Annotated in this window: 26 protein-coding genes and 1 tRNA gene; 16 read left to right on the top strand and 11 right to left on the bottom strand. The window is 70.8% G+C overall.

Features of this window, described 5'->3' with window-relative positions:
- Positions 1-106: 106 nt before the first annotated feature.
- Positions 107-1,849, bottom strand: coding sequence for a serine protease (locus tag AB0I67_RS12230; RefSeq protein WP_357921771.1), 1,743 nt, complete (start codon positions 1,847-1,849; stop codon positions 107-109).
- Positions 1,850-1,939: 90 nt separating this feature from the next.
- Positions 1,940-4,684: a pyruvate dehydrogenase (acetyl-transferring), homodimeric type gene (gene aceE, locus AB0I67_RS12225; RefSeq protein WP_357921769.1), complete on the bottom strand. Its 2,745-nt coding sequence runs from the start codon at positions 4,682-4,684 to the stop codon at positions 1,940-1,942.
- Between the two features lie 304 nt (positions 4,685-4,988).
- On the opposite strand from aceE, the gene AB0I67_RS12220 reads away from it, so the two are divergent.
- The 7 genes from AB0I67_RS12220 to AB0I67_RS12190 all read left to right on the top strand — a co-directional run bounded on the left by AB0I67_RS12220 (position 4,989) and on the right by AB0I67_RS12190 (position 8,052).
- A complete protein-coding gene (locus AB0I67_RS12220) occupies positions 4,989-5,171 on the top strand; it encodes a DUF1918 domain-containing protein (RefSeq protein ID WP_357921766.1) in 183 nt (60 codons plus the stop codon).
- Between the two features lie 10 nt (positions 5,172-5,181).
- Positions 5,182-5,586 (top strand): YjbQ family protein, encoded by a 405-nt coding sequence (locus tag AB0I67_RS12215; protein ID WP_357921763.1) that lies wholly within the window; start codon positions 5,182-5,184, stop codon positions 5,584-5,586.
- Positions 5,587-5,656: 70 nt separating this feature from the next.
- The gene (locus AB0I67_RS12210) at positions 5,657-6,085 is read left to right on the top strand and encodes a DUF3052 domain-containing protein (protein ID WP_357921760.1); all 429 of its coding nucleotides are present in this window, start codon (positions 5,657-5,659) and stop codon (positions 6,083-6,085) included.
- The gene (locus AB0I67_RS12205; RefSeq protein ID WP_357922179.1) at positions 6,082-6,513 is read left to right on the top strand and encodes a peroxiredoxin; all 432 of its coding nucleotides are present in this window, start codon (positions 6,082-6,084) and stop codon (positions 6,511-6,513) included. The genes AB0I67_RS12210 and AB0I67_RS12205 overlap by 4 nt, the downstream gene beginning before the upstream one ends.
- 9 nt (positions 6,514-6,522) lie before the next feature.
- Positions 6,523-6,840, top strand: coding sequence for a hypothetical protein (locus tag AB0I67_RS12200; protein ID WP_357921757.1), 318 nt, complete (start codon positions 6,523-6,525; stop codon positions 6,838-6,840).
- 177 nt (positions 6,841-7,017) lie between these two features.
- Positions 7,018-7,959, top strand: a complete 942-nt coding sequence (locus AB0I67_RS12195; RefSeq protein ID WP_357921754.1) for an ROK family protein — start codon at positions 7,018-7,020, stop codon at positions 7,957-7,959.
- A gap of 18 nt (positions 7,960-7,977) precedes the next feature.
- Positions 7,978-8,052: transfer RNA gene (locus AB0I67_RS12190), tRNA-Val, on the top strand.
- 93 nt (positions 8,053-8,145) lie between these two features.
- Here the strand turns inward: AB0I67_RS12190 and AB0I67_RS12185 are convergent.
- Positions 8,146-8,364, bottom strand: coding sequence for a hypothetical protein (locus tag AB0I67_RS12185; protein ID WP_357921751.1), 219 nt, complete (start codon positions 8,362-8,364; stop codon positions 8,146-8,148).
- A 1,281-nt stretch (positions 8,365-9,645) separates the two neighbouring features.
- Between AB0I67_RS12185 and AB0I67_RS12180 the strand changes: the two genes are divergently transcribed.
- A complete protein-coding gene (locus AB0I67_RS12180) occupies positions 9,646-10,038 on the top strand; it encodes a VOC family protein (protein ID WP_357921748.1) in 393 nt (130 codons plus the stop codon).
- 53 nt (positions 10,039-10,091) lie between these two features.
- On the opposite strand, the gene AB0I67_RS12175 is transcribed toward AB0I67_RS12180, so the two are convergent.
- Complete coding sequence (locus AB0I67_RS12175) at positions 10,092-10,691, bottom strand: TetR/AcrR family transcriptional regulator (protein WP_357921745.1); 600 nt, start codon at positions 10,689-10,691, stop codon at positions 10,092-10,094.
- Between the two features lie 51 nt (positions 10,692-10,742).
- Here AB0I67_RS12175 and AB0I67_RS12170 point away from each other — a divergent pair, with 51 nt between their 5' ends.
- Positions 10,743-11,672, top strand: coding sequence for an alpha/beta hydrolase (locus tag AB0I67_RS12170; protein WP_357921742.1), 930 nt, complete (start codon positions 10,743-10,745; stop codon positions 11,670-11,672).
- On the opposite strand, the gene AB0I67_RS12165 is transcribed toward AB0I67_RS12170, so the two are convergent.
- Positions 11,669-12,397: a LysR family substrate-binding domain-containing protein gene (locus AB0I67_RS12165; protein WP_357921739.1), complete on the bottom strand. Its 729-nt coding sequence runs from the start codon at positions 12,395-12,397 to the stop codon at positions 11,669-11,671. The two genes, AB0I67_RS12170 and AB0I67_RS12165, sit on opposite strands and share 4 nt — an antisense overlap.
- Before the next feature lie 54 nt (positions 12,398-12,451).
- Between AB0I67_RS12165 and AB0I67_RS12160 the strand changes: the two genes are divergently transcribed.
- The 5 genes from AB0I67_RS12160 (at position 12,452) to AB0I67_RS12140 (ending at position 16,160) form a co-directional block, all read left to right on the top strand.
- Positions 12,452-12,826, top strand: coding sequence for a DUF5997 family protein (locus AB0I67_RS12160; RefSeq protein ID WP_357921736.1), 375 nt, complete (start codon positions 12,452-12,454; stop codon positions 12,824-12,826).
- Between the two features lie 47 nt (positions 12,827-12,873).
- A complete protein-coding gene (locus AB0I67_RS12155) occupies positions 12,874-13,239 on the top strand; it encodes a DUF393 domain-containing protein (RefSeq protein ID WP_357921733.1) in 366 nt (121 codons plus the stop codon).
- Between the two features lie 48 nt (positions 13,240-13,287).
- A complete protein-coding gene (locus tag AB0I67_RS12150) occupies positions 13,288-14,721 on the top strand; it encodes a carboxylesterase family protein (protein ID WP_357921730.1) in 1,434 nt (477 codons plus the stop codon).
- A gap of 84 nt (positions 14,722-14,805) precedes the next feature.
- On the top strand, positions 14,806-15,021 hold the full coding sequence (locus AB0I67_RS12145) for a hypothetical protein (protein WP_357921727.1): 216 nt from the start codon (positions 14,806-14,808) through the stop codon (positions 15,019-15,021).
- 23 nt (positions 15,022-15,044) lie between these two features.
- Positions 15,045-16,160: an HEXXH motif-containing putative peptide modification protein gene (locus AB0I67_RS12140; protein ID WP_357921724.1), complete on the top strand. Its 1,116-nt coding sequence runs from the start codon at positions 15,045-15,047 to the stop codon at positions 16,158-16,160.
- Between the two features lie 6 nt (positions 16,161-16,166).
- On the opposite strand, the gene fxsT is transcribed toward AB0I67_RS12140, so the two are convergent.
- Positions 16,167-18,698 (bottom strand): FxSxx-COOH system tetratricopeptide repeat protein, encoded by a 2,532-nt coding sequence (gene fxsT / locus AB0I67_RS12135; RefSeq protein WP_357921722.1) that lies wholly within the window; start codon positions 18,696-18,698, stop codon positions 16,167-16,169.
- Between the two features lie 165 nt (positions 18,699-18,863).
- On the opposite strand from fxsT, the gene AB0I67_RS12130 reads away from it, so the two are divergent.
- Both AB0I67_RS12130 and AB0I67_RS12125 read left to right on the top strand, forming a co-directional pair.
- Positions 18,864-19,787, top strand: coding sequence for an SIR2 family protein (locus AB0I67_RS12130; RefSeq protein ID WP_357921719.1), 924 nt, complete (start codon positions 18,864-18,866; stop codon positions 19,785-19,787).
- The gene (locus AB0I67_RS12125) at positions 19,784-21,547 is read left to right on the top strand and encodes a hypothetical protein (protein WP_357921716.1); all 1,764 of its coding nucleotides are present in this window, start codon (positions 19,784-19,786) and stop codon (positions 21,545-21,547) included. The genes AB0I67_RS12130 and AB0I67_RS12125 overlap by 4 nt, the downstream gene beginning before the upstream one ends.
- A gap of 32 nt (positions 21,548-21,579) precedes the next feature.
- On the opposite strand, the gene AB0I67_RS12120 is transcribed toward AB0I67_RS12125, so the two are convergent.
- From AB0I67_RS12120 to AB0I67_RS12100, 5 genes are read right to left on the bottom strand one after another with little or no spacing between them, the layout of a single operon-like run.
- A complete protein-coding gene (locus AB0I67_RS12120) occupies positions 21,580-22,614 on the bottom strand; it encodes a hypothetical protein (RefSeq protein WP_357921713.1) in 1,035 nt (344 codons plus the stop codon).
- Positions 22,611-23,120: a sigma-70 family RNA polymerase sigma factor gene (locus AB0I67_RS12115; protein WP_357921710.1), complete on the bottom strand. Its 510-nt coding sequence runs from the start codon at positions 23,118-23,120 to the stop codon at positions 22,611-22,613. The genes AB0I67_RS12120 and AB0I67_RS12115 overlap by 4 nt, the downstream gene beginning before the upstream one ends.
- Positions 23,121-23,149: 29 nt before the next feature.
- On the bottom strand, positions 23,150-23,479 hold the full coding sequence (locus tag AB0I67_RS12110) for a YciI family protein (protein ID WP_357921707.1): 330 nt from the start codon (positions 23,477-23,479) through the stop codon (positions 23,150-23,152).
- A gap of 56 nt (positions 23,480-23,535) precedes the next feature.
- Positions 23,536-24,885 (bottom strand): rhamnulokinase family protein, encoded by a 1,350-nt coding sequence (locus AB0I67_RS12105; RefSeq protein ID WP_357921704.1) that lies wholly within the window; start codon positions 24,883-24,885, stop codon positions 23,536-23,538.
- Complete coding sequence (locus AB0I67_RS12100; protein ID WP_357921703.1) at positions 24,882-25,865, bottom strand: LacI family DNA-binding transcriptional regulator; 984 nt, start codon at positions 25,863-25,865, stop codon at positions 24,882-24,884. Before AB0I67_RS12100 ends, AB0I67_RS12105 begins: the two co-directional genes overlap by 4 nt.
- Between the last annotated feature and the right edge of the window lie 66 nt (positions 25,866-25,931).

The raw sequence follows: 25,931 nt of genomic DNA, 5'->3' as shown, positions 1-25,931 counted from the left end.
TCAGGGGGGAAGTTCTACCCACAATACGAGTGAGGCGGCGAGCACCCCTCCAGAACTCGCCGCCTCATTCCTCAAAGACGGAGCCCCCGGTTGTCTATGACGCGATTCAGCCACCGGAATTTTGCTGGCGGCGCAGATCGGCAAGCTTACGCTCAAGCTCGGCGATCTCCTGCTGACTCGGATCATAGGGGGACGGCTGGCGCCGCACGTACTGGGTCTGCACCGGCTGCTGCCCGGACTGCGGGTGGTCCGGCTGCGGCGGGTACTGCTGCGGGTACTGCGGCGGCTGCGGCTGGGAGTGCGGCTGCTGCTGGTAGGGCGCCGGCGGAAGCTGCCGCGCGGGCTGCTGCTGCAGCGGCGCGTGCTGGCCCGGCCCGCCCGGCACCTGCGGCGGCGACCACGTGCCGGGCTGCCAGCCGGGCGGCGGTCCCTGCACGACCGGCGGCCGGGCCGCCGAACGCCGGCCGCGGCGCTTGAGGATCATCAGGAAGAGCAGCCCGAGCACGACCAGCAGCAGGATGCCGCCGCCGAGCACGATCCAGAACCACATCGGCTGCGGCGTCTGGTCCTTGCCCGAGGTGATCGCGAGCTGGGTGTCGGTGATGTACTTGGCCACGTAGGAGTGGTTCGGCTGCAGCGCCTGGACCTCACGGAACTTCGGCAGCGCCGCCTCGTAGTGGTGGCGGAAGAAGTCGTCCAGCGCCTCGTTGTACTTCGTGGTCGTCGCCGAGACCGAGGGCTGGATGTTCTTCTCGTTCAGCTTCTCCTTGACCACGCTGACCGGCAGCACGAAGCTCTCCGACTCCGAGCTGGTGCCGTTGGCGTCCACGGTGCCGGCGATCAGCATGCCGATCACCTTGCCGTTGGCCGCGAAGACCGGTCCGCCGGAGTTGCCGTGGTAGGAGGGGGCCTGGGTCTGGATGTACGGCACGCCGGACTTGGTGGCCCGCATGGCGTTGAACGGGCCCTCCGTGAGCGCGGGCTCCAGGCGCGACTCCAGGCTGAAGAAGTCGGTGTTGGTGACCAGGCCGGGGAAGCCGCTGATGTAGAGCGTGTCGCCGGTGCGCACGTCGGAGTCCTCGCCGAGGGAGACCGTCGGCAGGTTCTTCTGCCCGTTGATCTTCAGCAGGGCGAAGTCCTTGCCCGGGTAGTCCTCACCGACCGAGACGAGCTCGGCGGGCACGAACTTGGCGCTCTTGTCCACGCCGCCGCCGGGGAGCGTCTGGACCACGTCCAGGCTCTGCTGCAGGCCGGTGATCTGCAGGTTGGTGGCGTTGAAGGTGGCGAAGATCTGCGCGGCGAGGTTGAGCAGCTCGGGGTCGGCGCTCTTGCCGAGGTCGGCGACGAGCGCCTTGGCGTCCTCGTCGTTGAACTTCTTCAGCGCCTGGGTGGAGAACTGGGTGGCCAGGGCGCGCTCGCTGAGCTGCACGCAGTGGGCGCCGGTGACCATGTACCCGTCCGGGGTGACCCACCAGCCGGTGCACATGCCGCCCACCTCGCCGTCCACGGTGCGGTACGGCTCGATGGCGGTGAGGTACTGGTCCGGGTTCTTGGCGATCTGCTGGAAGGCCCAGCGCATGATGCTCTGCTCGTCGGAGGGGATCTTCCCGGCGAGGGCCTGCTGCCCGGCCTGGGTGCCGATCTCCTCGAGGGCCGCCTGGTTGAACTGCGGCGTGGGGACGCTCACCTTGGCCGTGTAGGTGAGGCTGGTGAGCATGATGGCGGGGTGCGTCTGCGCGGCGATCCTGGTGCCGGTCGGGACCGGGGGCGGATCGTCGGCCATCGCGGGTCCGGCGGAGAGTCCGACGGTCAGGGAAGCCGCCAGGAGAATGCTGACATAACGGTTCACAGCCTCCAACCCTCGCGAAGACGACTTGGCGCTCGCTTGTGAGAGGCTTGGACGGCCCTTGGATCCAAGGGCCGTCCAGGTCAGCGCAGGTCAGACGCCCATCGACTCGGCGTCGTTGCTCTCGGCGCCACCGGCCTCGGTGACACCGTTCTTCAGGTGGTACTTCGCGATCGCCTCGCGCAGCACCTCGGCCTGCAGCTCGCCGCGCTTGACGAGCTGCGTGAGGACCGCGAGCGTGATCGAGGCGGCGTCCACGTGGAAGTGGCGGCGCAGCGCCGAGCGGGTGTCGGACAGGCCGAACCCGTCGGTGCCCAGCGAGCTCCAGTCGCCCGGAACCCACTGCGCGATCTGGTCCTGCACAGCGCGCATGTAGTCGCTGACGCCGACGAACGGCCCGCTCGCCCCGCTGAGCTTCTGCGTGACGTACGGCACGCGCGGCTCGGACTCGGGGTTGAGCAGGTTGTGCTCCTCGGCGGCCAGCGCGTCCCGGCGCAGCTCCGACCAGGAGGTCGCCGACCAGACGTCCGCGGAGACGTTCCAGTCCTCGGCCAGCATGCGCTGCGCCTCGACCGCCCACGGTCCGGCGACGCCGGAGGCCAGGATGTTGGCCTTCAGGCCCTCCTTGTCGCTGGGCGCGTAGAGGTAGAGGCCCTTGAGCAAGCCCTCCACGTCCAGGTTGGCCGGCTCGGCGGGCTGCACGTACGGCTCGTTGTAGACGGTGAGGTAGTAGAACACGTTCTCCGGCTGCTCGCCGTACATCCGCCGCAGGCCGTCCTTGATGATGTAGGACGTCTCGAAGGCCCAGCTCGGGTCGTAGGAGAGCGCGGCCGGGTTGGTCGAGGCGATCAGCGGCGTGTGCCCGTCCTCGTGCTGCAGGCCCTCGCCGTTCAGCGTCGTACGGCCGGCGGTGGCGCCCAGCAGGAAGCCGCGCGTCATCTGGTCGGCGGCCTGCCACATCTGGTCGCCGGTCCGCTGCCAGCCGAACATCGAGTAGAAGATGTAGAACGGGATCATGTGCTCGCCGTGCGTGGCGTAGCTGGAGCCGACGGCGGTGAAGCTGGCCATCGAGCCGGCCTCGTTGATGCCCTCGTGCAGGATCTGGCCCTGCTCGGACTCCTTGTAGCTGAGCAGCAGCTCCCGGTCGACGGCCTCGTAGGTCTGGCCGTGCGGGTTGTAGATCTTCGCGGTCGGGAACATCGCGTCGAGGCCGAAGGTGCGGGCCTCGTCGGGGATGATCGGCACGATGCGGTGGCCGATCTCCTTGTCCCGCATGAGGTCCTTGAGCAGGCGCGCGAAGGCCATCGTGGTGGCGACCGACTGCTTGCCCGAGCCCTTGGCGAACTGCTTGTAGACCTCGTCGCCGGGGAGCTTGAGCGCCTTGGCCCGCACGACGCGCTTGGGCAGCACGCCGCCGAGCGCCGCGCGGCGCTCCTTCATGTAGGCGATCTCTTCGTCGTTCTCGCCCGGGTGGAAGTAGGGCGGCAGGTCGCCTTCCAGCGCGGAGTCGGGGATCGGCAGGTAGAGCCGGTCGCGGAACTCCTTGAGCTCGGTCTTGCTGAGCTTCTTCATCTGGTGGGTGGCGTTGCGCGCCTCGAAGTCCTTGCCCAGCGTCCAGCCCTTGATGGTCTGGGCGAGGATGACGGTCGGCTGGCCGACGTGCTCGCGGGCCGCCTTGAAGGCCGCGTAGACCTTGCGGTAGTCGTGGCCGCCGCGCGACAGCTTGCGGATGTCGTCGTCGGTGAGGTGCTCGACCATCTTGCGCAGGCGGGGGTCGCCGCTGAAGAAGTTCTCGCGGATGTACTCGCCGGACTCGACGGAGTAGGTCTGGAACTGGCCGTCGGGCGTGGTGTTCATCTGGTTGACCAGCACGCCGTCGACGTCGGCGGCCAGGAGCGGGTCCCAGTCGCGGCCCCAGACGACCTTGATGACGTTCCAGCCCGCGCCGCGGAAGAACGACTCGAGCTCCTGGATGATCTTGCCGTTGCCGCGCACCGGGCCGTCGAGCCGCTGCAGGTTGCAGTTGATGACGAAGGTGAGGTTGTCGAGCTCCTCACGCGCGGCGATGCCGATGGGGCCGAGCGACTCGGGCTCGTCCATCTCGCCGTCGCCCAGGAAGGCCCAGACGTGGCTGCGGCTGGTGTCCTTGATCTTGCGGTTCAGCAGGTAGCGGTTGAACCGCGCCTGGTAGATCGCGCCGATCGGGCCGAGGCCCATGGAGACGGTCGGGAACTCCCAGAAGTCGGGCATGAGCCGCGGGTGCGGGTAGCTGGGCAGGCCGTGGAAGCCGTGCGACAGCTCCTGCCGGAAGGCGTCGAGCTGCGCCTCGTTGAGGCGGCCCTCCAGGAAGGCGCGGGCGTAGATGCCCGGCGCGGCGTGGCCCTGGAAGAAGACCTGGTCGCCCGACTCGCCGTGGTCCTTGCCGCGGAAGAAGTGGTTGAAGCCGACCTCGTAGAGCGAGGCGGCGCTCGCGTACGTGGCGATGTGCCCGCCGACGTTCGTGCGGGCGTTCGCGCGGGAGACCATGACGGCGGCGTTCCACCGGACATAGGCGCGGATGCGCCGCTCCACGTGCTCGTCGCCGGGGAACCAGGGCTCGCGCTCCGGCGGGATCGTGTTGATGTAGTCGGTGCTGCGCAGGCCGGGCACGCCGACCTGGTGCTCACGCGCCCTCTCCAGGAGGCGGAGCATCAGGTAGCGGGCCCGGGTTCGGCCCTCCGTCTTGACGACGTTGTCGAGCGACTCGAGCCACTCGTTGGTCTCGCTGGGGTCGACATCAGGTAGCTGGCTGGGTAGGCCGTCGCTGATGATCGAGAAACGCTGGCGTCCGGAAGCCACTGGGTCTCGCCTTCCGAGGTGGACGGATGTCTGCTTGTCGTGGGTCGTCTTCCATCCTGGTCTCTGGCTGCGGAAAGTGCGACTCTACTCACCGGTAACCAGAACGTCCCTGCTGGCAGGACCAGTAAGGTGGCCTAGACCACCGATGGTAGGACGAATCCCCGCAAAGGTTACACGTAGCCACCCGTTTAACAAGACCGCAAAACCTACGAAAATTCTCAACGTTCCGTATGGTTCGGCGGATCATGGTAGCTGTCGCATTTAGGGCCTTTCCTTCGGCCGCCTGCCGTACCAGATTGAAGAGATGAACGCGACGGTAGGAGACCGGCTCCTGATGCACGGCAACGTCGTCGGGCGGAAGGACCGAGCCGGGGAGATCGTGGAGATCCGCGGGCCGGACGGCGGCCCCCCGTACCTGGTGCGCTTCGACGACGGGCATACCGGGCTGATCTATCCCGGACCGGATGCCGTGCTGCAGCCCAGGTAGAATCGTCTTCGTGAGATCAGAGGTCGTCAGGCTGACCACGGGGTCGCACGAGGCGGTGCACGACATCACCGGCCGGTGCGCCGAGTTCGTGCGCGGTGCCGGCGACGGGCTGCTGCACGTCTTCGTGCCGCACGCCACCGCGGGCGTGGCCCTGATCGAACTCGGCGCGGGCAGCGACGACGACCTGCTCTCCGCGCTGCGCGACCTGCTGCCGGCCGACTCCCGGTGGCAGCACAGCCACGGGTCGCCCGGGCACGGCCGATCTCACGTGATGCCCGCCTTTATCCCCCCATACGCGACCGTTCCCGTTCTCGGCGGACGGCTCGCGCTTGGCACCTGGCAGTCCATCGCCGTCGTCGATCTGAACGTGGACAACCCTGAGCGTGAGGTCAGGTTGTCGTTCATCGGCGGTTGACCGTTGACGACTGAGGGTCACAGCGTGTGGACTGTCCCGAAGCGATAACCGCATACCAGGAGGGATACAAGTGAGCGCGACCGCGGGTCAGGCGCAGGGCGAGCGCGGCCTGGCCGAACGACTCGGACTCAAGCCGGGTCAGGTGGTGCAGGAGATCGGTTGGGACGAGGACGTCGACGACGAGCTTCGCGAGTCCATCGAGAACCTGACCGGCAACGAACTGCTCGACGAGGACACCGACGACGTCGTGGACGTCGTGCTGCTGTGGTGGCGTGACGGTGACGGCGACCTGTTCGACGTGTTGAGCGACGCCATGCGAGGTCTCGCCGAAGGCGGCCAGATCTGGCTGCTGACTCCGAAGGCCGGACGAGACGGCCACGTGGAGCCGAGCGACATCGGCGAGGACGCCGCCACCGCGGGTCTCTCGCAGACCAGCAGCATCTCCGCTGCGCCCGACTGGTCCGGCACGAGGCTGGCCACGCCCAAGGGGCGACGCTGACCGTCGCGCCCGACTTCGAGCTGAAGGACCAGCACGGCGCGCCCGTCCGGCTCTCCGGGCTGCGCGGCCGCCGTGTCGTGCTGGTCTTCTTCCCTCTGGCCTTCACCGGGGTGTGCCAGGGCGAGCTCACCGAACTCGCCGAACGACGCGACGAGTTCCCGGCCGACGTCGAGATCCTGGCCGTCTCGGTCGACTCGCTGTTCACCTTGCGTGCCTGGGCGGACCAGAAGGGCTTTCCCTTCCCGCTTCTCTCCGATTTCTGGCCACACGGACAGGTCGCGCGGGCGTACGGTGTGTTCGACGATGACAAGGGGGTCGCCCGGCGGGGGACCTTCGTCATCGACGGCGACGGCGTGATCCTCTGGTCGATCGTCACCCCGATCACCGAGCCACGTGACGTCGGCGCGTATCTCAAGGCCTTGTCGTAGGAGGTTCCCATGCCCTGCTATCGCTGCGGGGCCCGGCAGACGGACCCCGTGCGCGGCGCCTCGCCCTGGCGGCGGGGGGTGAGCAACGAGGTGCAGGTGCTGATCTGCCCCGACTGCCAACGGCTGCACGACCTTGCCCTCGACACCTGCTCCACCTGTGCCTCCACGGCGCTCATCTGCCGGCTCGGCGAGGTGGAGTGCCGGGGGTGCGGTGCGGTACGGCAGGCGTCGGGGGGCGCGGGGGAGCGGCGCGAACTGGTCACCACGGTGCCTGGGTTGTCGGCCGAGGTCGAGGCGGCCCTGGAGCGCGTCCTCGGCCGCCGCTGACGCTCTGCCGGCTTCCTGCGTGCCGCGGCCCTCGTGGGCCGGCTTCGACTTCGCGGGCTGGGCTCCTGGTGGGACCCTGGGGAAACGGGTGCTCAGCCCCATTTCGTGACATGCGCTATCTTCTGGTGTCGTGAGCGGACTCCTGCCTGGGTCCCTCGCGCGCCTGAAGGAGAGCACGTGAGTTCGTTCGTTGTCGCCCTCGATGTCGGTGGTACGTCCATGAAGGGCGGCCTGGTCGACGAGACCGGCGTCGTGTTGCTGACCGAGCGCCGGCCCACCCCCCGGGGCGAGGGCGGCCACGCGGCCGTCGAAGCGATCCGCACCTTCGTGAGCGACCTCGCCGCCTCCGGCGACGGCACCCCCTCCGGCGTCGGCGTCGCCGTACCCGGACTCGTCTCGCCCGGCACCGCCCACTACTCGGCCAACATCGGCTGGCGCGACGTCCCCGCCACCGCCTTCACCGCGCTCGACCTGCCGGTCATCCTCGGCCACGACGTCCAGACCGGCGGCCTCGCCGAGAGCGTCCTGGGCGCCGGACGTGGCGTCTCCGACTTCCTCTTCCTCCCCATCGGCACCGGCATCGCCGGCGCCATGATCCTTCGCGGGGCACCGTACGGCGGAGCCTCCGGCTGGGGCGGCGAGATCGGCCACATCCCCGTCTTCCCCGACGGCGAGCAGTGCGCCTGCGGGCAGTTCGGCTGCCTGGAGCAGTACGCCTCCGCCTCTGCCGTCGGCCGCCGCTACTCCCAGCGCTCCGGCCTCCCCGACGTCCGCGCCGAGCAGGTCGTCGCCTCGGACGACCCCCTGGCCATCGAGGTCTGGGACGAGGCCGTCGAGGCCCTCTCCCTCGCCCTGGCCACCTACACCCTCCTCCTCGACCCCTCGGTCATCGTCCTCGGCGGTGGCCTGGCCGAGGCCGGCCCGGCCCTCTTCGACCCGGTCCGTACCCGCCTCGTCAAGCGCCTCGCCTTCCGCGACGCCCCGCCCCTCGTCCCGGCCGCCCTCGGCGTCGACGCCGGCATGCTCGGCGCCGCCCTCCTCGGCTGGCGCGCCGCCGGCCATCCCGCCATCGGCGAGGGCTGGAGTTTGGATGTGCGATCGGGGCCTGTCGTGTCGTAAGGTGTAGTGCCGATCAGGGGACGGTTAGCTCAGCGGTAGAGCATCCGCCTTACAAGCGGAGGGTCACTGGTTCGAACCCAGTACCGTCCACCAGCGCATCGAAGCCCAGTAGCTTGACTGCTACTGGGCTTTCGCGTCATCGGCTCGCACGGGGCTGGTGGGTTTCTGGCCGGCTTCCCACGCAGCTCAGCTCGTGGCGTTGGCGGCCATGAAGAGCAGGACAACGCCGACGGCGACACCGGCAACGGCCATCGCGCCAAGGGTGCTGACCGGTTTGGACTCCTTCGTGTTCTTGCTCGCATGCTGGATCAGCGCAGCCAGCACGACCCAGCCAATCGCTGCGAAGGCCAAAAGGTAGGCAGCGCCGTAGGTATCGGTCAAGCTGCGGGTGATCTCATCTCTCATGGTGCGTGTGATCCTTTCGGAATCGCCGGCAAGGGACAAGACCGTGCCGACCCCCGCCGCCCTAGGGCGGTATCCGGCAATAGCGCTTTATGGCGGCGCGGCGAGCTGCGACAGGGTGTCCCCGGAGTGCCGTCGAGGGCTCTTCGTTGGCGTCCCAGATCCGGCACGGGGATGAACTGGACGTCGGCTGTCGTCATGGGACCGGGCAGCTCTCAGAATCAATGCGACTTGACGGTCTCCGGTGCACCGAGGCCCTTGTCGGAACGTGCCCGCGGGGGTGGTGCGGGAGTCCCCACACTCATAGGCTGCTGGTCTTGATCTTCGGAAGGTGCCAGGTGCGTAAAGTCGCTGCAGCCATCGCCATCGTCTTGCCTCTGGCGGGTTGTGTGCCATTGGGTGGGGTCGTGGAGCGGCGTCAAAGTGTTTTCGATTTACCTCCGAGCACACGGGCTCTTGCGGATCTCACGCAGGGGGTCAAGGGCAAGGTGCTGCTTCATCACATCGACGATCAAGGCATAAGCCAGGGCTGGACGAAAAGACTCAGGATGGGGACATCGTTTTGGGTCCAACTTGATTGCGTCGGGGTGACTGGAACGATGATCGTCCGCATTGGAGGGTCTCAGGTTCCTCATCGGTGCTCTTCAAAGGGACCCCGCGGTATACGGATCAGCGCATCCCCTGACACGGTTGCTCTTCGTGAGGTCACGGTGGAGGTGCCGGACAAGGCCAAGTGGGCCGTTCTCATTTGGAAGCTTCCGAAGGCCAGGTAGGGGCCAAGCGGTCGTTTTCTGAAGCCGGTGAACAGGGGTGGAACGGTCACCCTGTCGGGCTCCTGCAAGCTCCAAGGGTGGTCCGTGTGGCTTGAGTCGCTTGCCGTACAGATGGAAGAGCAACAGGTTCGTGCACGAGCTTCAGGGATGATGGGTTATCCAGCCGGGAATCGGATTGACCTTGGATGGCGGTTGGTGCAAGGACCGTGGGCTGAGGGCGCTACGTCGCGAGGGGCGTTTCCGGGGCTAGAGGATCTCGGACAACAGGGTTCGGCGTTGGTGGGGTGGCCAGTGATCACGACAAGGTCACCGCTCTTCTCAAGCGATGGAGAGACCTCAAGCGGTGAGTGAGGAGTTCCCGGCCGAGAGTCCGAGCGCTGGTCGAATACGGTTCCAGGCGGGTGTGGTGCTGCTCGTCGCGATCACCTGCCACCTGTGGAAGCTCTTCTGCGGTGCAGACGAGGGCGTGGAGCTCCCGGGAAATCACGGAACGTAGCGATACCATCACCGCATGAGCGGAAGAGTCGTGCACTTCGAGATTCCTGCTGACAACGTCGACCGGGCCAGTGCGTTCTATCGGGAGGCCTTCGGGTGGCAGCTTCAGCCGGTGCCCGAGATGGACTACACCATGGTCATGACCACGCCCATCGACGAGCAGGGCATGCCGACCGAGGCCGGGGGGATCAACGGCGGGATGTTCGATCGGAGCGGCGAGGGGGGCAAGTTCAAGACGCCGGTGATCGTGATCGACGTGTCGAGCGTCGATGAGGCGCTGGAGAAGGTCGAGTCACTCGGCGGCCAGGTCGTCTCGCCCAAGATGGCGGTCGGGGACATGGGCTTCGCCGGCTACTTCACCGACTCGGAGGGCAACATCATGGGGTTGTGGGAGTCGGCGCAGGGCTGACCTGTGAACGGTGGAAAGGCGATCTCCCTGGGTGGGAGGTCGCCTTTGGCGTGTCAGTGGTGGATCAGGGCCTCGACGAGGGGGCGGATGGTGGTTTCCATGTCCTGGCGGGCGGCGGTCGGGTCGGGGGCGGCGCTGATGTAGAGGGCGGCCTCGTCGGCGACGGCGAGGAGGAGGTGGGCCAGGGGCCGGGCGGGGAGCGGGGAGAGGGTTCCGTCGCGCATGCCCTGGGCGAGGACGTGCTCGATGAGGCCGAGGATGTGCGGCTGGCAGATGTCGCGCCAGCGGGCCCAGCCCAGCACGGAGGGGCCGTCGATCAGGACGATGCGCCGCACCTCGGGACGCTGGCAGGCGTCGAGCCAAGCCCGGAGGCTGGCCATCATCAGCGTGACGAAGTCGGCCTCGGCGTCGACGGCGGCGGCGAGCTGGGTGGTGACCTCGCCTTCCACGTCCGCGAGGACGGCGGCGAAGAGTTCGGTCTTGTCGCCGAAGTGGTGGTAGAGCGCGCCACGGCTGACGGCGGCGTCGCGGACGATGGCCTCGGTGCCGACGCCGGCGAATCCGTGCTCGGCGAAGAGCCTCCGGCCTGCGGCGATGAGGGCGGTGCGGGTGGCGGCGGTGCGGTCCGCTTGCGTGCGGCGGGATATTTGCATACAGTCTGTCCGTAAGTTACATGCAGGTTGTATCTTTCTGAGGATTCTCGCATGCCGATCATCGAGCTTCCGCAAGGACCTGTCAGTTACCGAATCGCCGGGCCGGAGAACGCGCCGGAAAAAGGTGAGGTGGCCGCGCCGCCGGTGGTGTTCGTGCACGCGTTCTTGGTGGACGGCTCGGTCTGGTCCGCCGTCGCCGAACGGCTGGCCGAGCAGGGGATCCGCTCCTACGCCCCCGACTGGCCCCTCGGGGCCCACCGCACCCCGCTCAAGAACGACGCCGACCAGTCGCCGCGCGGCGTGGCGGGCCAGATCCTCGCCTTTCTGGAGGCGCTCGACCTGCACGACGTCACCCTCGTCGGCAACGACACCGGGGGAGCGCTCTGCCAGTACGTGCTCGACCTCGACGCCCGGCGGATCGGGCGGGTCGTGCTCACCAACTGCGACGCGTTCGACACCTTCCCGCCCTTCCCGTTCAACGTGATCTTCCGGCTGCTCGGCGGGGAAGGCCGGATGTGGTTCAACCTGCAGCCCATGCGCTGGCGCCTCTTCCGGCACTCGCCGCTCGGCCTGGGGCTGCTCGCCAACAAGCTGGACCCGGTCCAGAGCAGGAGCTGGATGGAGCCGAGCCTGAGCAGCCGGGAGATCCGGCGCGACGCCACCCGCTTCCTGCGGGCCATCGATCCGAAGGAACTGCTCGACGTGTCCACCCGGCTCAAGGAGTTCGCCGGGCCGGTGAAGATCGTCTGGGGGATGGCCGACCCGGCGTTCAAGCCCGCGCTCGGCCGGCGGCTGCGGGCGGCCTTCCGTGACGCCACGCTGGTCGAGGTGCCCGGTGCGCGGACCTTCGTCCAGCTCGACGCGCCCGACGTGCTCGCTGCGGAGATCGCCGCGCTGGCTCCGCCGTACGGGCAGGAGACAGGGTACGGCGAAGCGCAACGGGCGGCGGCTCCGGCGAGTAGGGCGCGATCGCTGGGTTAGCGGGGTCGGGGGCCCTTCTTCTTGCCCTGGTTGCTCTGTCGGCCGGGCGGCACGGACCGGCGGTTGGGCGCGGGCTTGCGCTGAGCCGGCTTCTTCCCGGCGGCGGCCGGCGGGGTACGGCCGCGCGAGCTGTTGGCCGTACGGCCGCGGACGATCCCGATGAAGTCCTCCACCAGGTCGGTCGTCGCCTCGGCCGGCCAGGCGAGCGCGACCTGCGACTGCGGGCAGTCCAGGACCGGCCGGTAGGTGAGGTCGCGCCGGTGGTACAGCCGGGCCAGCGACTGCGGCACCAGCAGCAGCCCAGCCCCGGACGCCACCAGCTCGACCGCCTCGGCCGTGGTCTCGGGCCGGGTGAAGGCGGGCTGGCCCGGACGGGACGGCCACTCGATGGTGTCGTCCAGCGGGTGGAAGACGTCGTCGTCGGCCAGGTCGGCGACCTCCACCTCGTCGGCCGCGGCCACCGCGTGGTCCTTGGGCACGACGACCACCGTGGTCTCGACGTACAGGGGGATCACGCTGAGCCCCTCCCGGTCCACCGGCAACCGGACGAACCCCGCGTCGGCCCCGCCGTTCCGCAGCAGGTCGGCCACCTCGCCGACGGTGGCCGCGACCAGCGTGAGCGGCACGTCGGGCAGCCGCTCCGTCCAGACGTTCACCCATTTGGCCGGCGTCACGCCGGGCACGTACGCCAGCCGGAACGTCCTGCCGCTCTCCCCATCAGTCACCTCACCAGGGTATCGATGTCAAGGGGACCGCCTCCGACTGATTACCCTTGACCCATGACCTCGCTCAAGCCCAAGACGACCCAGACGATGAAGCCCGCGACCGCGGCCAAGAAGCTGGGTGTCCTCCTGTCGGCCACGCCGGCCGAGTTCCAGGAGGGCGTGGTCTCCCGGGACGAGCTCAACGCCATGCAGGCCACCCCGCCCGCCTGGCTCACCGACCTGCGCCGCAACGGCCCCCACCCCCGGCAGGTCGTGGCCGCCAAGCTCGGGGTCTCCATCTCCGGCCTGGCCCGGGCGGGCATCACCGAGCCGCTCACCACCGCCGAGATCGACGCGCTCAAGGCGGAGAACCCGGAGTGGCTGGAGCGCGAGCGGACCATCCAGGCCGAGGCCCGCAAGGAAGCACTCCGTCTCAAGGACCGAGCCTGACGAACCTGCCGGGCGGCCCTGGGAGGAGTCTGCGTAGACTCCGGTACATGGCCCCTGTGCTGGTGTTCGACGGTGATTGCGGCTTCTGTGCCACCTGTGTCCGCTTCGTCGAGCGGCGGTTGCGGACCTCGGCGCGGATCACCGCCTGGCAGTTCGCCGACCTGGGTGAGCTGGGCGTCACCGCCGAGCGGGCCACCTACGAGCTGCTGTGGATCGACGGCCCAAGGGTGTACGGCGGAGCCCAGGCGGTGGCGAAGCTGCTGATCGACGCCGGGCTGCCGTGGAGCCTGGCGGGCTGGGCGCTGCGGGTGCCGCCGCTGCGGTGGGTGGCGCACGCCGTGTACCGGCTGGTGGCGCGGAACCGGCATCGGCTGCCGGGCGGGACGCCGGCCTGCGCGTTGCCGCCGAGATGACTCTCCAGAGCGAGCAGAATTATGCTCTAAAGCGCTATGGTTATACGTATGAGCAACGATGACGCAGTCGTGGTCCCCACCGCCTCCGGCCTGGTCAAAGGGATGAAGACCACCCAGGGCGCGCGCTTCCTCGGCATCCCCTACGCGAAGCCCCCGGTGGGTGAGCTCCGCTTCGCGGCTCCCCAGCCGCCGGAGCCCTGGCAGGAGCCGCTGGAGGCGTACGAGTACGGTCCGACCGCCCAGCGCAAGCCGCTGTCGGAGATGACGATCATCCCCGAGCCCAGCATCCCGGGCGAAGGCATCCTCAACCTCAACGTCTTCACCCCGGACGTCACCGGCAAGCGCCCGGTCCTGGTGTGGATCCACGGCGGCGGCTTCGTCGGCGGCTCGGCCGCGAGCCCGTGGTACGACGGCGCGTCGTTCAACCGGGACGGCGTCGTGCTGGTCTCGGTCGGCTACCGGCTGGGCGTCGAGGGCTTCCTGCACCTGGAGGGCGCGCCGGACAACCGGGGCGTGCTCGACTGGGTCGCGGCCCTGGAGTGGGTGCGCGACAACATCGCCGCCTTCGGCGGCGACCCCGCGCAGGTCACCATCGCCGGGCAGTCCGCCGGTGGCGGCGCGGTGCTCACCCTGCTGGCCACGCCCGCCGCGCAGGGGTTGTTCCGGGCGGCGATCTCGGTCTCCGGCGCGGTCATGCACGAGCAGGACCGCGCCGCCGGGCTGCGGGTGGCCGAGCTGTTCACCAGGCGCACCGGCGTGCCCGCCACCGTCGAGGCACTGCGCGGCCTGACCGACGACGAACTGCTCGCGCTGCAGGACAAGCTGACCGCGCCCGGACCCGACAACGTCCTCCCGCTGACCGTCGCGCCGTTCGCCGACGGGCAGGTCGTGCCGGTCCCGGTCCGTGACGCCCTGCGGTCCGGGGCGGCCGGGCGAGTCCCGCTGGTGCTCGGCTTCACCAGGGACGAGTTCAGCATGATCCCGATGCCGGACGAGCACGCGTTGCCCGTCCTGGCCGGGTTCGGGCTGGTCGGCGAGCGGGCCGAGGCCTTCGCCGCGCACTACGGGCCGGGGCGGCTGCTGGGGCAGGCGCTGACCGACGGGCTGTTCCGGTCCTTCGGCGTGGACCTCGCCGACGGGCGGGCCGAGCAGGGGTTGCCGACCTGGCTGTACGAGTTCGACTGGAGCTCGGGGGAGGCGGGCGGGTTCCTGCCGGGGGACCTGGCGTTGCACTGCCTGGACCTGCCGTTCGCCTTCGACCTGCTCGGCGCGCCCGGTGTGGCGGCGGTCGCGGGGGGCAATCCGCCGCAGGCGCTGGCCGATGCCATGCACGGGGCCTGGGTGTCGTTCATCCGCGACCTCGACCCGGGGCGTTCGTGGCCGCGCTACACCGTGGAGGAGCGGGCCACCATGATCTGGGACGTCGAGCCTCAGGTCCGTCCCGATGCGCTCGGCGGGGTGCGGGAGCTCTGGGGGCGGTAGCCGTACCGGATCACCGGGCGGGCGTATCTTCGGGGCGAGTGGGCGGCGTATCATCCCGGTTAACGGGGTTCTAGGAGGGCCTGGATGGCGGCTGCGAGTCTTGATCCCGGCGAGGGGCTGGTCGATCTCACCCGGATGTCCCTGTCCGAGCTCGCCGAGCTGGACGACGACGTCGTGGCCCGAGCGGTGGACCGGCTGGTCGGCCGCTGCGACACCGGCGACCGCCTCTGGCAAGCCGACCCCACCCCGCCCCGTGACCGCCCCCAGGAAGCCGACTTCGCCCCGCCCGGCGGCCGGTGATCCACCGGCTCGACGAGACCGAGGTGACCGAGCTCGCCACCGGCCGCCCCTCCGTGGCGACCGTACGCAAGCTCACCCAAGCCCAGCGCAGCAAACAACGCCTGCTGCTGGAGGCCGTCCGCCGGGGCTGCCCGGCGGCCGAGCCCGCCTTCACCCTCCTGGCCGAGGTGGAACACACCGAACCCCGCCTGGTTGCCAAGCTGCTGGACCTCCCGCAACTAGGCCTCTGGGCGGTCGAGGGCCTGGCCCGATTACGCCGGGGCGAGACCCCCGACCCCGGCTACCTGAACGCGGTCGCCGCGGTGGCCGCGATCCGCGCGCACCGCCCCTGCGACCTCCCCGGAGACCCCCTGCTCCTGCCCGGCGTGGGCCGGTGGGCCGACGGCCGCTGGACCCCCGTGCCCCGCCTGACCCTGGCCGGCGACGGCCTCGAACTCCGCCTCGCCGTCGACGCCCTCGACCCCCGCTTCGCCGTCTTCGGCGACCGCCTCACGCCCGGCCCCGCGGAGCTGGAGACCCTCCGGGCGAGACTCGCCGAAGCCTGGCACCTCCTCGTCCGCCTCGACCGCAGGGCCGCCGCCGCCCTGGCCGCCGGCGTCCGCACCCTCGTGCCCCTGCGCGAACCGGGAGCGGGTGCGAGCTCCGGCTGGGCCTGGGGCACCGTCGCCCTCTACGTCCCACCCGACCCGGTACGGCTGGCCGAAGCCCTCCTGCACGAGTTCCAGCACCTCGTGCTCGGCGCCGTGGACGACCTGGCCCCGCTGACCAGCCCGGCCGACACCTCCCGCCGGTACGTGCCGTGGCGCGCCGACCCCCGCCCCGTCGCCGGCGTGCTCCAGGGCTGCTACGCCTTCCTGGCCGTCACCGCGTTCTGGCGCCGGATCGTGCGCACCGGCCCCCCGCCCGGCCGCCGGCAGGAGGCCGAGACCGAGTACGCCCGCTGGCGCGAGGCCACCCACGCCACCGCCGAGGCCCTGGCCGAGGGGCCCGGCCTCACCCCGGCCGGCGAACAGTTCGCCCGGGGCATCGCCCGCCGCATCCGCCCCTGGCTGGCCGAGCCCCTGCCCCCCGAGTCCGTACGGCAAGCCGAGACCCTGCGCCACGCCCACCACGAACGCTGGCGCCTGACCCAGGAGTGACCCCGATCAGTCGCTCATCGGCTCGATGTCCACGTTGATGCGATTGTGCTGCTGGAACAGCCGGACGTCGGGATGGTCGGGCAACAGCGAGCCCTGGTAGGCCGCCAGCGTCTCGGCCCGCAGCTCGGCCGCCCCCCGCTCGTCGCGGTCGGCGCGCCGGTCCAGGGAGAGGTTGGCCATGATCGCCAGGGTCATCCAGTGCTCGGCCCCGCGCGACCTGCGGCTGAGTTCGAGGATCTCCTCGCCCAGCTCGCGCGCCTCCGCGCTCTGCCCCATGACGGCCAGGTCGCTGGCCAGGTTGGTGCCCGCCAGCAACGAACTCGGATGCTCCGGGCCGAGCATGCCGATCAGCCCCTCGCGGGCGCGCCGGTCCAGCTCGGAGGCCCGGACGGGATTGCCGCGCAGGCGCACCACCACGGCGAGGTTGACGCAGGTCCCCCACGTGTTGGGGTGGTCGCGCCCGGCGATCCGCTCCCACCCGGCGAGCGTCTCCTCGCCGAGCTTCTGCGCTTCGGCCAGGTCCTCCACGCAGCGGTAGTCGTTGATCGTGTTGGTCGCCGCCTGGAGCGTCTGCCGGTGCAGCGGCCCGAACAGGCTGCGGTGCCGCCGCAGCGCCATCGTCGCCTGCTGGAAGGCGTCGGGGTAGTACCCCATCCGGCGCAACGCCACCGACAGGTCGAGCGCGGACAGGAGCCGGAAGAGGTTCCACGGCTCGTGCTTGCTCTCCATGATGTCGTTGACCTCGGTGATGAGGTCGAGGGCCTCCTCGTAGCGGCCGAGGCGGCGAAGATCGCGGGCGATGCCGAACTTGGAGATCAGGGTGGCCTTGGCCTCCGGGCCGATCGTCCGCAGCCGCTCGGCGAGGTTCTCCTGGTCCTGTTGCAGCGCCTCCTCGAAGCGGCCCAGGCAGCGCAGGTTGATCGCGATGTTGTTGCGCAGCCATAGGACGCTCTGGTCCTCGTGGCCGAACTCGCGGGTGTAGGGGGCAAGGAGGCTCTGGTCGAGGTCGAGCGCCTCCTGGTAGCGGCCGAGCATGCGCAGCACGACGCTGTAGGCGTGCGCGCAGTTGAGCGTGATCGGGTCGGTCTCGCCGTACACGCGGCGCAGCCGGGCGAGGGTGTCGGCGGTGAGGCTGTGGGCTCCGGGCCAGTCGCCGTCCTTGCGCCGGGCGATTGCCACCTGCAGGGCGAGCGCCAGCGTCTGGCGGTCGTCGGGGCCGAACCGCTCGGTCCAGACCTCCAGGGTCGGCTCGCCCAGGCGCAGGCTCTCCTTGTAACCGCCGTGCGCGTGCAGGGCCTGGACCTGGTTGATGATCAGGCGGCGGAGCTGCGGCATCGCGGAGGTGAGCGCGCCGCTGGGCACCAGGTGCTGGCGCGAGCGCTGGTACAGCAGCTCGGCGTCCTCGCGGTCGGGGGAGCTCGGGTCGGAGGCGGCCAGCAGGAGGTGCGCGTGGTTGGTCGACTCCCGGGCGGCGGCCGGGTCCTCGCGCTCCAGGCGGTCCTTGGTGATCGCCTGGACGACCCGGTGGAGCTGCACGATGTTGCGGGCGGCGTCCATCTTGACCAGCGAGAACCTGGTCAGCTCGCGCACCGCGCGGCGGTAGGCGGACATGCCGCTGAGCGCCTGGTCGAGCGGCGAGGGCAGGTCCTTGGTGACCGTCGGCTGGACCAGGATCTCCGCCGAGATCGGTTCGGGCGAGATGAACGCCAGCAGGGTGAACAGCGCTCGCGCCTCCGGAGACAACCGGGCGCTGGCCAGGCTCCAGGTGGTCGCCACCGCGCGCGGGTAAGGCATGTCGAGCGCTTCCGAGGTCAGCTCGCTGGCCCCCTTGCGGAAGGCGGCCACGTAGTCGGCGGCCGACGACCCGGTCTCGACGAGGTAGGCGCCGGCGTGGTCCACCGCGAGCGGCAGGTTGCCCAGCTCGGCGGCGAGCAGGGTGGCGTCCTCCTCGCTCATCCCGGGCACGCGCTTGCGCAGGAAGGCGATGGTCTCGCCGGTCTCGAACTCGCCGACCTCGATGCCGGTCAGGTTGAGCGCCTTGCGCCAGTGCTGGTCGCGCGAGGTGATGATCACGTGCCCGCCGCCCCGGGGCAGGTAGGGGGCGACGTCGGCGGCGGTCTGGGCGTTGTCGAAGACGAGCAGCCAGTCGCGGAACGGATCGCGGGCGTAGAGGGCGTCGAGGACCATGTCGGTGGAGATGTCGCGCTCGGCCGGGGTGAAGTCGGTCAGCCGCATCCGCTTGCCCAGCGCGATGAGCGAGTCGACGATGGTCTCCTCCTGCTCGGCGCGGATCCACCAGACGAGGTCGTACTGGTCGCGGAAGCGGTGCGCGTACTCCGTGGCGATCTCCGTCTTGCCGATCCCGCCCATGCCGTACACGGGCTGGGCGGGCTGGCTGAGCAAAGCCTTCTCGTGATCGACCAGCCGGGTGCGAAGTTCGGCCAGTTCGCGCTCGCGGCCGGTGAAATTCACGTTGTGAAAGGGAACCTCTCGGCCCCAGACCACCCTGCGGGAGCGGGGGATTCCGGCTTCGCTCATGGTCCGACGATACCCCTGCGGACCTGTTTCTGAAGATCGAAACGATCCAGGCGCGGCTGCCCGGCGTATTTTCGTGATAAGACGCCTTTTATAGCTGTGTCGAGCTCGCCAGATTGACTACTCAGGGTGATTAATGGAACCTCGAAGTATCGGGCTGCTGCGGTCATGAGGGAGGCGGATCGTCATGCGGACGCGTGGAAGTTGCTCATCGGCGACTTGCGTCGCGGCGACTGCGTCCCCTTTCTCGGCGCCGGGGTGAGCGTGAAACGCCTGCCGCTCGGGGGAAAGCTCGCCGCCAAGTGGCACGCGAAGGTGGAGTGCCCGCTGGATGAGTCGGCCAGTCTTTCCTCGGTCATGCAATATGCGGCGACGATTACCTACCGTGACCCGAATCGGCTCAAAAGGGAGTTTGTCGAGGAAGAGGGGTTCGCGAACGTGCAGCCCCCGGACCCGCAGAGCGACTATCCGGTGCACTCGCTCCTGGCCCAGCTCGATCTTCCTCTCTACGTGACCACGAATTACGATGACTTCATGTATCTGGCACTCCGCCAGGAGCGTGGCAAGAACCCCTCCTGGGCGTTGTGCCCGTGGTATTCGGACGACCCGGAAGAAGTGCCGGACAGCCCCTTCCACGACCCGCACTACGTGCCGACGCCGAGCTCGCCTCTCGTCTTCCATCTGCACGGCCACCACAGCGAGCCGCGCTCGCTGGTGCTCACCGACGACGACTACATCGACTTCATGGTCCGCCTGGCCGACGACGCCTCCCCGCGCAGCCTCGCCCGCGCCCAGCCGCTGGCCATGCTGCCCGGCCCGATCAGGCTCCGGCTGCGCAAGTCCCCGCTGCTCTTCCTCGGCTACAGCCTCAGCGACTGGAACTTCCTGGTCCTGTTCCGCACCCTGATGAAGGGTCTCAGCCACGGGCAGCGCCGTGAGCACGTGAGCGTGCAGATCGACCCCGACGAGCGCATCTCGCCCGAGCGGCGGCGCTTCTTCGACCAGTACTGCGCCGACCAGCGGATCAGGGTCCTCTGGGAGAGCCCGGAGAGCTTCACCGCCCACCTGCGTTCGGCGCTGGAGGTCGCGTGACCCTAGGCCCCTACCTCGGTCCCCGCCCGTACGGCGAAGCCGACGCCGACGTCTTCTTCGGCCGGGACCTGGAGATCCGCCAGCTCCGCGAGGCGTGGCTGGCCGAGCGCCTGGTCGTCCTGCACGGACCGTCAGCCGTCGGGAAGACCTCCCTGCTCAGGGCGGGAGTCGTCCCGCGGCTGAGCCGGGAGCCCGGGGTCCGCGTCCTGCCGGTGGGCCGGGTCGTCCACCAGGCCGCCCGGCCGCTGGCCCGCTCCGGCCCGCACAACTCCTACCGCTACGCGCTGCTGAGCGGTTGGGCCCGGCCCGGCCCGGCGCCCGAGCCCGGCACCGGGCTGGTGGAGTTCCTGGAGCGCGTCCTGGCCGGCGGCGAGGACGACGACCTGCTGCTGGCGATCGACCAGTTCGAGGAGGTCTTCACCGCGATGCCCGCCCGGCTGGCCGAGCGCGAGGACTTCCTGGCCGAGCTGGGCCGCGTGGTCCGCGAGCTGCCGGTCAACCTGCTGCTCACCGTCCGCGACGATCAGCTCGGCGTGGTGACCTCCCACGAGTGGCGGCTGTCCGGCGGGCACCCGATCACCCGCCTGCGACTGGAAGGTCTCACCCGGGACGGAGCGGTGGCCGCGGTGACCGGGCCGCTGGCCGGCACCGGCCGGCGCTTCGCCGCGGGCAGCGCCGAGCGGCTGGTGGAGCGCATGCTGGCGAGCACCTACGTGGACGCGCTCGGGGAGTCGGTGACCATCCACCGCGACCGGGTCGAACCGCTGCTGCTCCAGCTCGAATGTGTCAGACTCTGGCGCACGCTGCCGCCGGACGTGATGGTGGTGGAAGGCGGTGACGAGGTGGGGCCGGGCGACGCGAGGGCGGTCATGGCGGAGTTCTACACCGAAGCGGTGCGGGAGGTCGCGCTGCTGACCGGGCGGTCGGAGCCGGAGATCCGCCGATGGGTGGCCCAGACCTTCATCACCGAGCACGGCACGCGCGGCACCGCCTACCGGGGGATCGCGCTCACCGCCGACATGCCGAACGGGGTCGCCGACGCGCTGGTCGAGCGGCACGTCCTCACCGCCGAGCAACGCGCCTCCGCCACCTGGTACCAGCTCGGGCAGGATCTGCTGGCGGCAGCCGTACGGCATGCCGACAGCGGGCAGGTGACCACCGCGCGGGCCACGCCGGCCGACTACCGGTCGGCGGCCGAGGCCGCGTTCGGCGAGGGCAACTTCGACTCCGCCCGCCGCTTCGCCCAGACCGCCGCCCAGCAGTACCGCGCCAGCGGCGACGAGTTGCGCGCGGCGCACGCCATGGCGCTGAGCGGGACCATCGCCCGGGTGGAGGGCGATCTGGTGTCGGCGCGCGACAGCTTCACCGCGGCCAAGTCGGAGTTCGAGACGATCGAGGACCGGCGCTCGGCCGCCCGCATGCTGGCCGAGCTCGGCCGGATCGCGCTGGCGCTGGGCGAGCCTGCGGAGGCCGGTGAGCTGTTGCAGCGGGCGGTGGAGCGGCTGCCAGGGGATCTCGGGCTCCGGATGGAGCTCGGTCACGCCCTGCTGCGGAGCGGGGCGGCGATCGACGCGCTGGCGGTGTTCAACCAGGCCGTCGACCTGAGCCCGATGGCCGGGTCGGGCTATGCCGGACGCGCCTGCGCCCGCCTGGCGCTCGGGGAGCGCGAGGCGGGCGAGGCCGACCTGGCCCGGGCCGTACGGCTCGGGCTGGAGCCGGCGGACCGCGAACTGCTGCGGGAGTTCGGCGCGGAAGCCTGATCCGCCTGGCGGGCGGGACTCCAGCCCGGGGATCAGGGACGGGCGCCCAGGGTGTCCACCCAGCCGGAGGAGAGGATGGCGACCTTGCGGCCGCTGACCTGGGCCGCGCGCACCGAGGTGCCGGCGCGCTTCTCGGGGACGTCCGGGCCGGTGTAGGTGAAGGCGAGCAGCTTGGCGCCGGTGGGGTCGACGGTGAGCTGGACCGGGCTGCCGGCCAGGCCGATCTGGACGCCGGAGCGGCCGGCCGGGTCGGTGACGCCCTGCTGCATGGTGAGGCCGGGCTGGGCGGCGAGCAGGCGCAGAACGGCGGCACGCGTGGCCGGGGTGGCGGGGGAGTCGAGCAGGAAGCGAGCGGCGCCCAGGACGAAGGCGGGGTAGGTCTCCGCGCGCGCCTCGGCGGCGGCCTCGGCGGGGAGGTCCTCGCCCCGGCCCTGGTAGGCGTCGCGGAGCCAGCGGTCGAGGGCCGCCTGGCCGCTGGGCAGGGCGGCGACGTCGGCGTCGCTGACGAGCGCGCCGCCGATCGCGGTCTTCAGCAGCATGGGCCCGTGGTCGAGGCTCTTCTCCTCGGGCAGGGCGGCGCCGGGCCGGGCGGGCAGGTATTCGGCGTCCTTGCCGGTGACCAGGCGGCCGCCACGCGGGCTGCTCCAGACCTCGTCGGTGACGGCGAGCACCCCGCCGCCCTTGACCGGGTCGTAGGTGCGGGTGCTGGAGAACCAGTAACGGGCCGAGGCCGCGGGCGTCTTGGCGAGGGTCTCGGCGCCGGCCAGCAGGAAGGAGCGGGCGTCGACGGTCTCGGCCGGGGCCGGGACGGCCGCCACGCCGGCCGATCCGCCAGGACTCGCCACCGATGGGGGAGCGGTCGCGGGGGAGCTGCTGACCACGTACGGCACGCCGACCGCCGCGGCGGCGGCCAGGCCGAGCCCGGCCTTGAGCAGCCGCGCGGGCAGCGGGGACCGGGGCCGCCGGGCGGCGAAGGCGGCCGCCAGGTCACGCTCGCGGCGCAGCCGGTGGCTATCCTCGGTGAGGGCGTCGGGGCGCAGGCTGAGCATCAGGTCGTCGGGGGTCATCGTCGTTCCTCCAGGGTGAGTGCGGCTCGGTCGAGCGCGTGCGACAGGCGGCGGCGGGCACGGTGCAGGCGGACGGCGAAGGCCTTGGCCGAGCAGCCCGCCACGCGGGCCGCCTCGGCCGGGGTCAGCCCGTACCAGCTCGCCAGGACCAGGGCTTCGACGTCCTGGTCGCCGAGTTCGGCGAGGGCGGCCAGGGCGGCCTCGCGCTGGGCGACGCGTTCTGCGACGTCGTCCTCGGGCGGAGGGGCCAGGTCGGCCAGCCGGGTGGCGAGGGCCTGCCCGCGCAGCCCGGAGTCGCGCTGCTTGCGCAGCAGGTTCCGGGCCACGCCGAGCAGCCACGGCAGCGCGGGGTCGGGGACCTCGCGCAGCCGTCGCCAGGCGATCAGGAAGGTCTCGCCCGCCACGTCCTCGGCGGCCTGCCGTTCGGCGCGCAGCAGCGCGTAGCCGAGGACGCCGCGGTAGTGCCGGTCGTAGAGCTCGGTGAAGCGTTGTTGGGGTTGGTCCACACCCATAAGTCCCTGGAGGGGCCCGCGGATTACAGCGTTCCGAAAGCTCGTACCTCGATCCGGCCGCCGCGTGCCATCGGGTGGGCGGCGGCGACCTCGACGGCTTCGTCGATCGAGGCGCATTCGAGGATGTCGTAGCCCACGATGACCTCACGGGTCTCGGTGAACGGCCCGTCGGAGACGAGCAGCCTGCCCTCGCGCACCCGGACCGTCCTGGCCTCGGCGGGGGCGGCCAGGACGTCGCCGTCGAGGCGGCGGCCGAGCTTGTCGTTCTCGCCCACCCACTGCTCGATGTCGGGGTAGGCGCTCTGGTCGGTGTCGGGCGCGAGGTCGGTGCAGACGAACATCATGAACTTCATGCTGACTCCTTCGAGGTGTCGTTTCACCAGCATGACGAAGGGGCCGGACCGCTTTTCTACACCGGCGGGAAAAAACTCCGGGGTTCGTAGGCGACGATCTCCTGCGTCTCGCGGACCAGCGCGCGCATCTCGGCCAGCCCGCCGACCTTTCCGGCGGCCCGCAGTTGCACCAGCAGGTTGCCCAGCGCGGTGGCCTCGGCGGGGCCGGCGAGGACCGGCAGGCCGCAGGCGTCCGCGGTGAGCTGGCACAGCAACGCGTTGCGCGCCCCGCCGCCGACCAGGTGGATCACGTCCACCTCCTGACCGGACAGCCGCTGGGCGTCGCGCAGCGCGTCGCGGTGGGCCAGGGCGAGGCTGGCCAGGACGCAACGCACGGTCTCCGCGGGGGTGCGCGGCTCGGGCCGCCCGGTGCGGCGGCATTCGGCGGCGATGCGCGCGGGCATGTCGCCGGGGGCCAGGAAGAGCCCCGGATCGACGACCGCCCGGGTGGGCAGCTCGGCCGCGGCGGCCAGCAGGGGGCCAAGCTCGGGATCGCCCCACTCGCGCAGGCACTCTTGCAGGATCCACAGGCCCATGACGTTGCGCAGGTAGCGGACGGTGCCGTCGAGACCGGCCTCGTTGGTGAAGTCGGCCAGCCGGCTCTCCTCGGTCAGCACCGGCGCCGCCAGCTCGACCCCGGCCAGCGACCACGTGCCGCACGACAGGTAGGCGAAACGCGGCCCCTCGGCGGGGACGGCGACGACCGCGGAGGCGGTGTCGTGCGAGGCGACCGCGACCACCGGCGTGCCCGAGGCGGTCGTGCCGATGGTGTCGCCCGGGTGCCGGAGCGCAGGGAAGAGCCCGGCGTCGAGGCCGAGCCGGCCGATCAGCTCGGCCGACCACCGGCGGGTGCGGGCGTCGAGCAGGCCGGTGGTGGAGGCGTTGGTCACCTCCGCGCCGCTTTCGCCGGTCAGGTGGTGCGCGATCAGGTCGGGGACGAGCAGCATGGTCGCGGCCTGCCGTACCAGAGGGTCGGCCCGGAGCTGGTAGAGCGTGTTGAAGGGCAGGAACTGCAGGCCGGAGCGGGCGTAGAGCTCGGCGTCGCCGAGTTCGGCGGCCACCTGCTCGCGCACCCCGTCGGTACGGCTGTCGCGGTAGGACACCGGGTCGGCCAGCAGCCTGCCGGCGGCGTCGAGCAGCCCGTAGTCGACCGCCCAGGAGTCGATGCCCAGCGAGGTCAGCGGCCCCGCGGCGGCCAGCCCGGCCTCGATCTCGGCCAGCAGCCGGGGCAGGTCCCAGCGGAGCGCTCCGCCCCGCCGCAGCGGGCCGTTGGGGAAGCGGCGCACCTCGACCGGCCGCAGCCGTTCGTCGGCGACGATCACGCGCCCGCTGGAGGCGCCCAGGTCGACGGCGGCGAAGGTGGTCATGGGGCCGACTCCCTGACGACGAGTTCGGGCTGGAACATGATCTGCCGGTGCGCGTGCGTCTCGGGGTGGTCGCACTCGTCGAGCAGGAGCTCGGCGGCGACCTGCCCGAGGCGGCGGATGGGCTGGCGGACGGAGGTGAGCGCGACGACGGAGGCCCCGGCCAGGTCGATGTCGTCGTAGCCGACCACCCGGACCTGCTCGGGGACGCGGACGCCGGCTTGGAGCAGGCCGCGCAGCAGGCCCAGGGCGAGCAGGTCGTTGGCGCAGAAGACCGCCTCGGGCAGCGGTCCCGCGGCGAGCAGGTCGGCCGCCGCCCGCTCGCCGCCGCGCGCGTTCATGGCGGGGACGATCAGCTCGGTCACCGGTGCTCCGGCCCGGCGCGCGCCGTCGAGGCGGTCGCGGCACTGCCGGATGCCGAGCGGGCCGCTGACGTAGGTGAGCGCGCGGGCGCCGGAGGCGAGCAGGTGGGTGGCGGCCAGGGTGCCGCCGGCGACGTCGTTGACCGCGACCGCGCACTGGTCGGGCCGGTGCGCGGGATGGTCGACGAGCACGACGTTGATGCCGCGTTCGCGCAGCAGGTCGAGCTGGTGCAGCTCGTCGCCGACCGGGGTGATGAGCACGCCGCCCACCCGCTGTTCGGCCAGCACGCGCAGCACGCGTTCCTGCTTGGCCGGGTCGGCGGCCGAGTTGGCCAGCAGCACCGCGTACCCCTCGGCGCTGGCGACGTCCTCCGCCCCGGCGGCGACCTCGGTGAAGAACGGGTTGGCGATGTCGATCACGGCCAGCCCGAGCGAGCGGCTGCGCCCGGCGCGCAGCGAGGAGGCCGAGCCGTGCCGGACGAAGCCGAGCTCCTGCACGGCGCGTTCCACGCGCAGCCGGGTCTCCTCGGCGACCTTGCCGGGCCGGTTGAGCACGTTGGAGACCGTGCCGGCGGAGACGCCCGCGCGGGCGGCAACGTCCTTGATGGAGACGTCCTTCATCGGGCCTCTTGAAACGTGTTAAGGAATCGAGCAGTGGGAGGCAGGATAGCGGCCCCGATTGACACC

The organism is Nonomuraea sp. NPDC050310 (genome assembly GCF_040655795.1).
GTDB lineage: Bacteria > Actinomycetota > Actinomycetes > Streptosporangiales > Streptosporangiaceae > Nonomuraea.
This window is presented reverse-complemented; position numbering and strand designations above follow the sequence as displayed.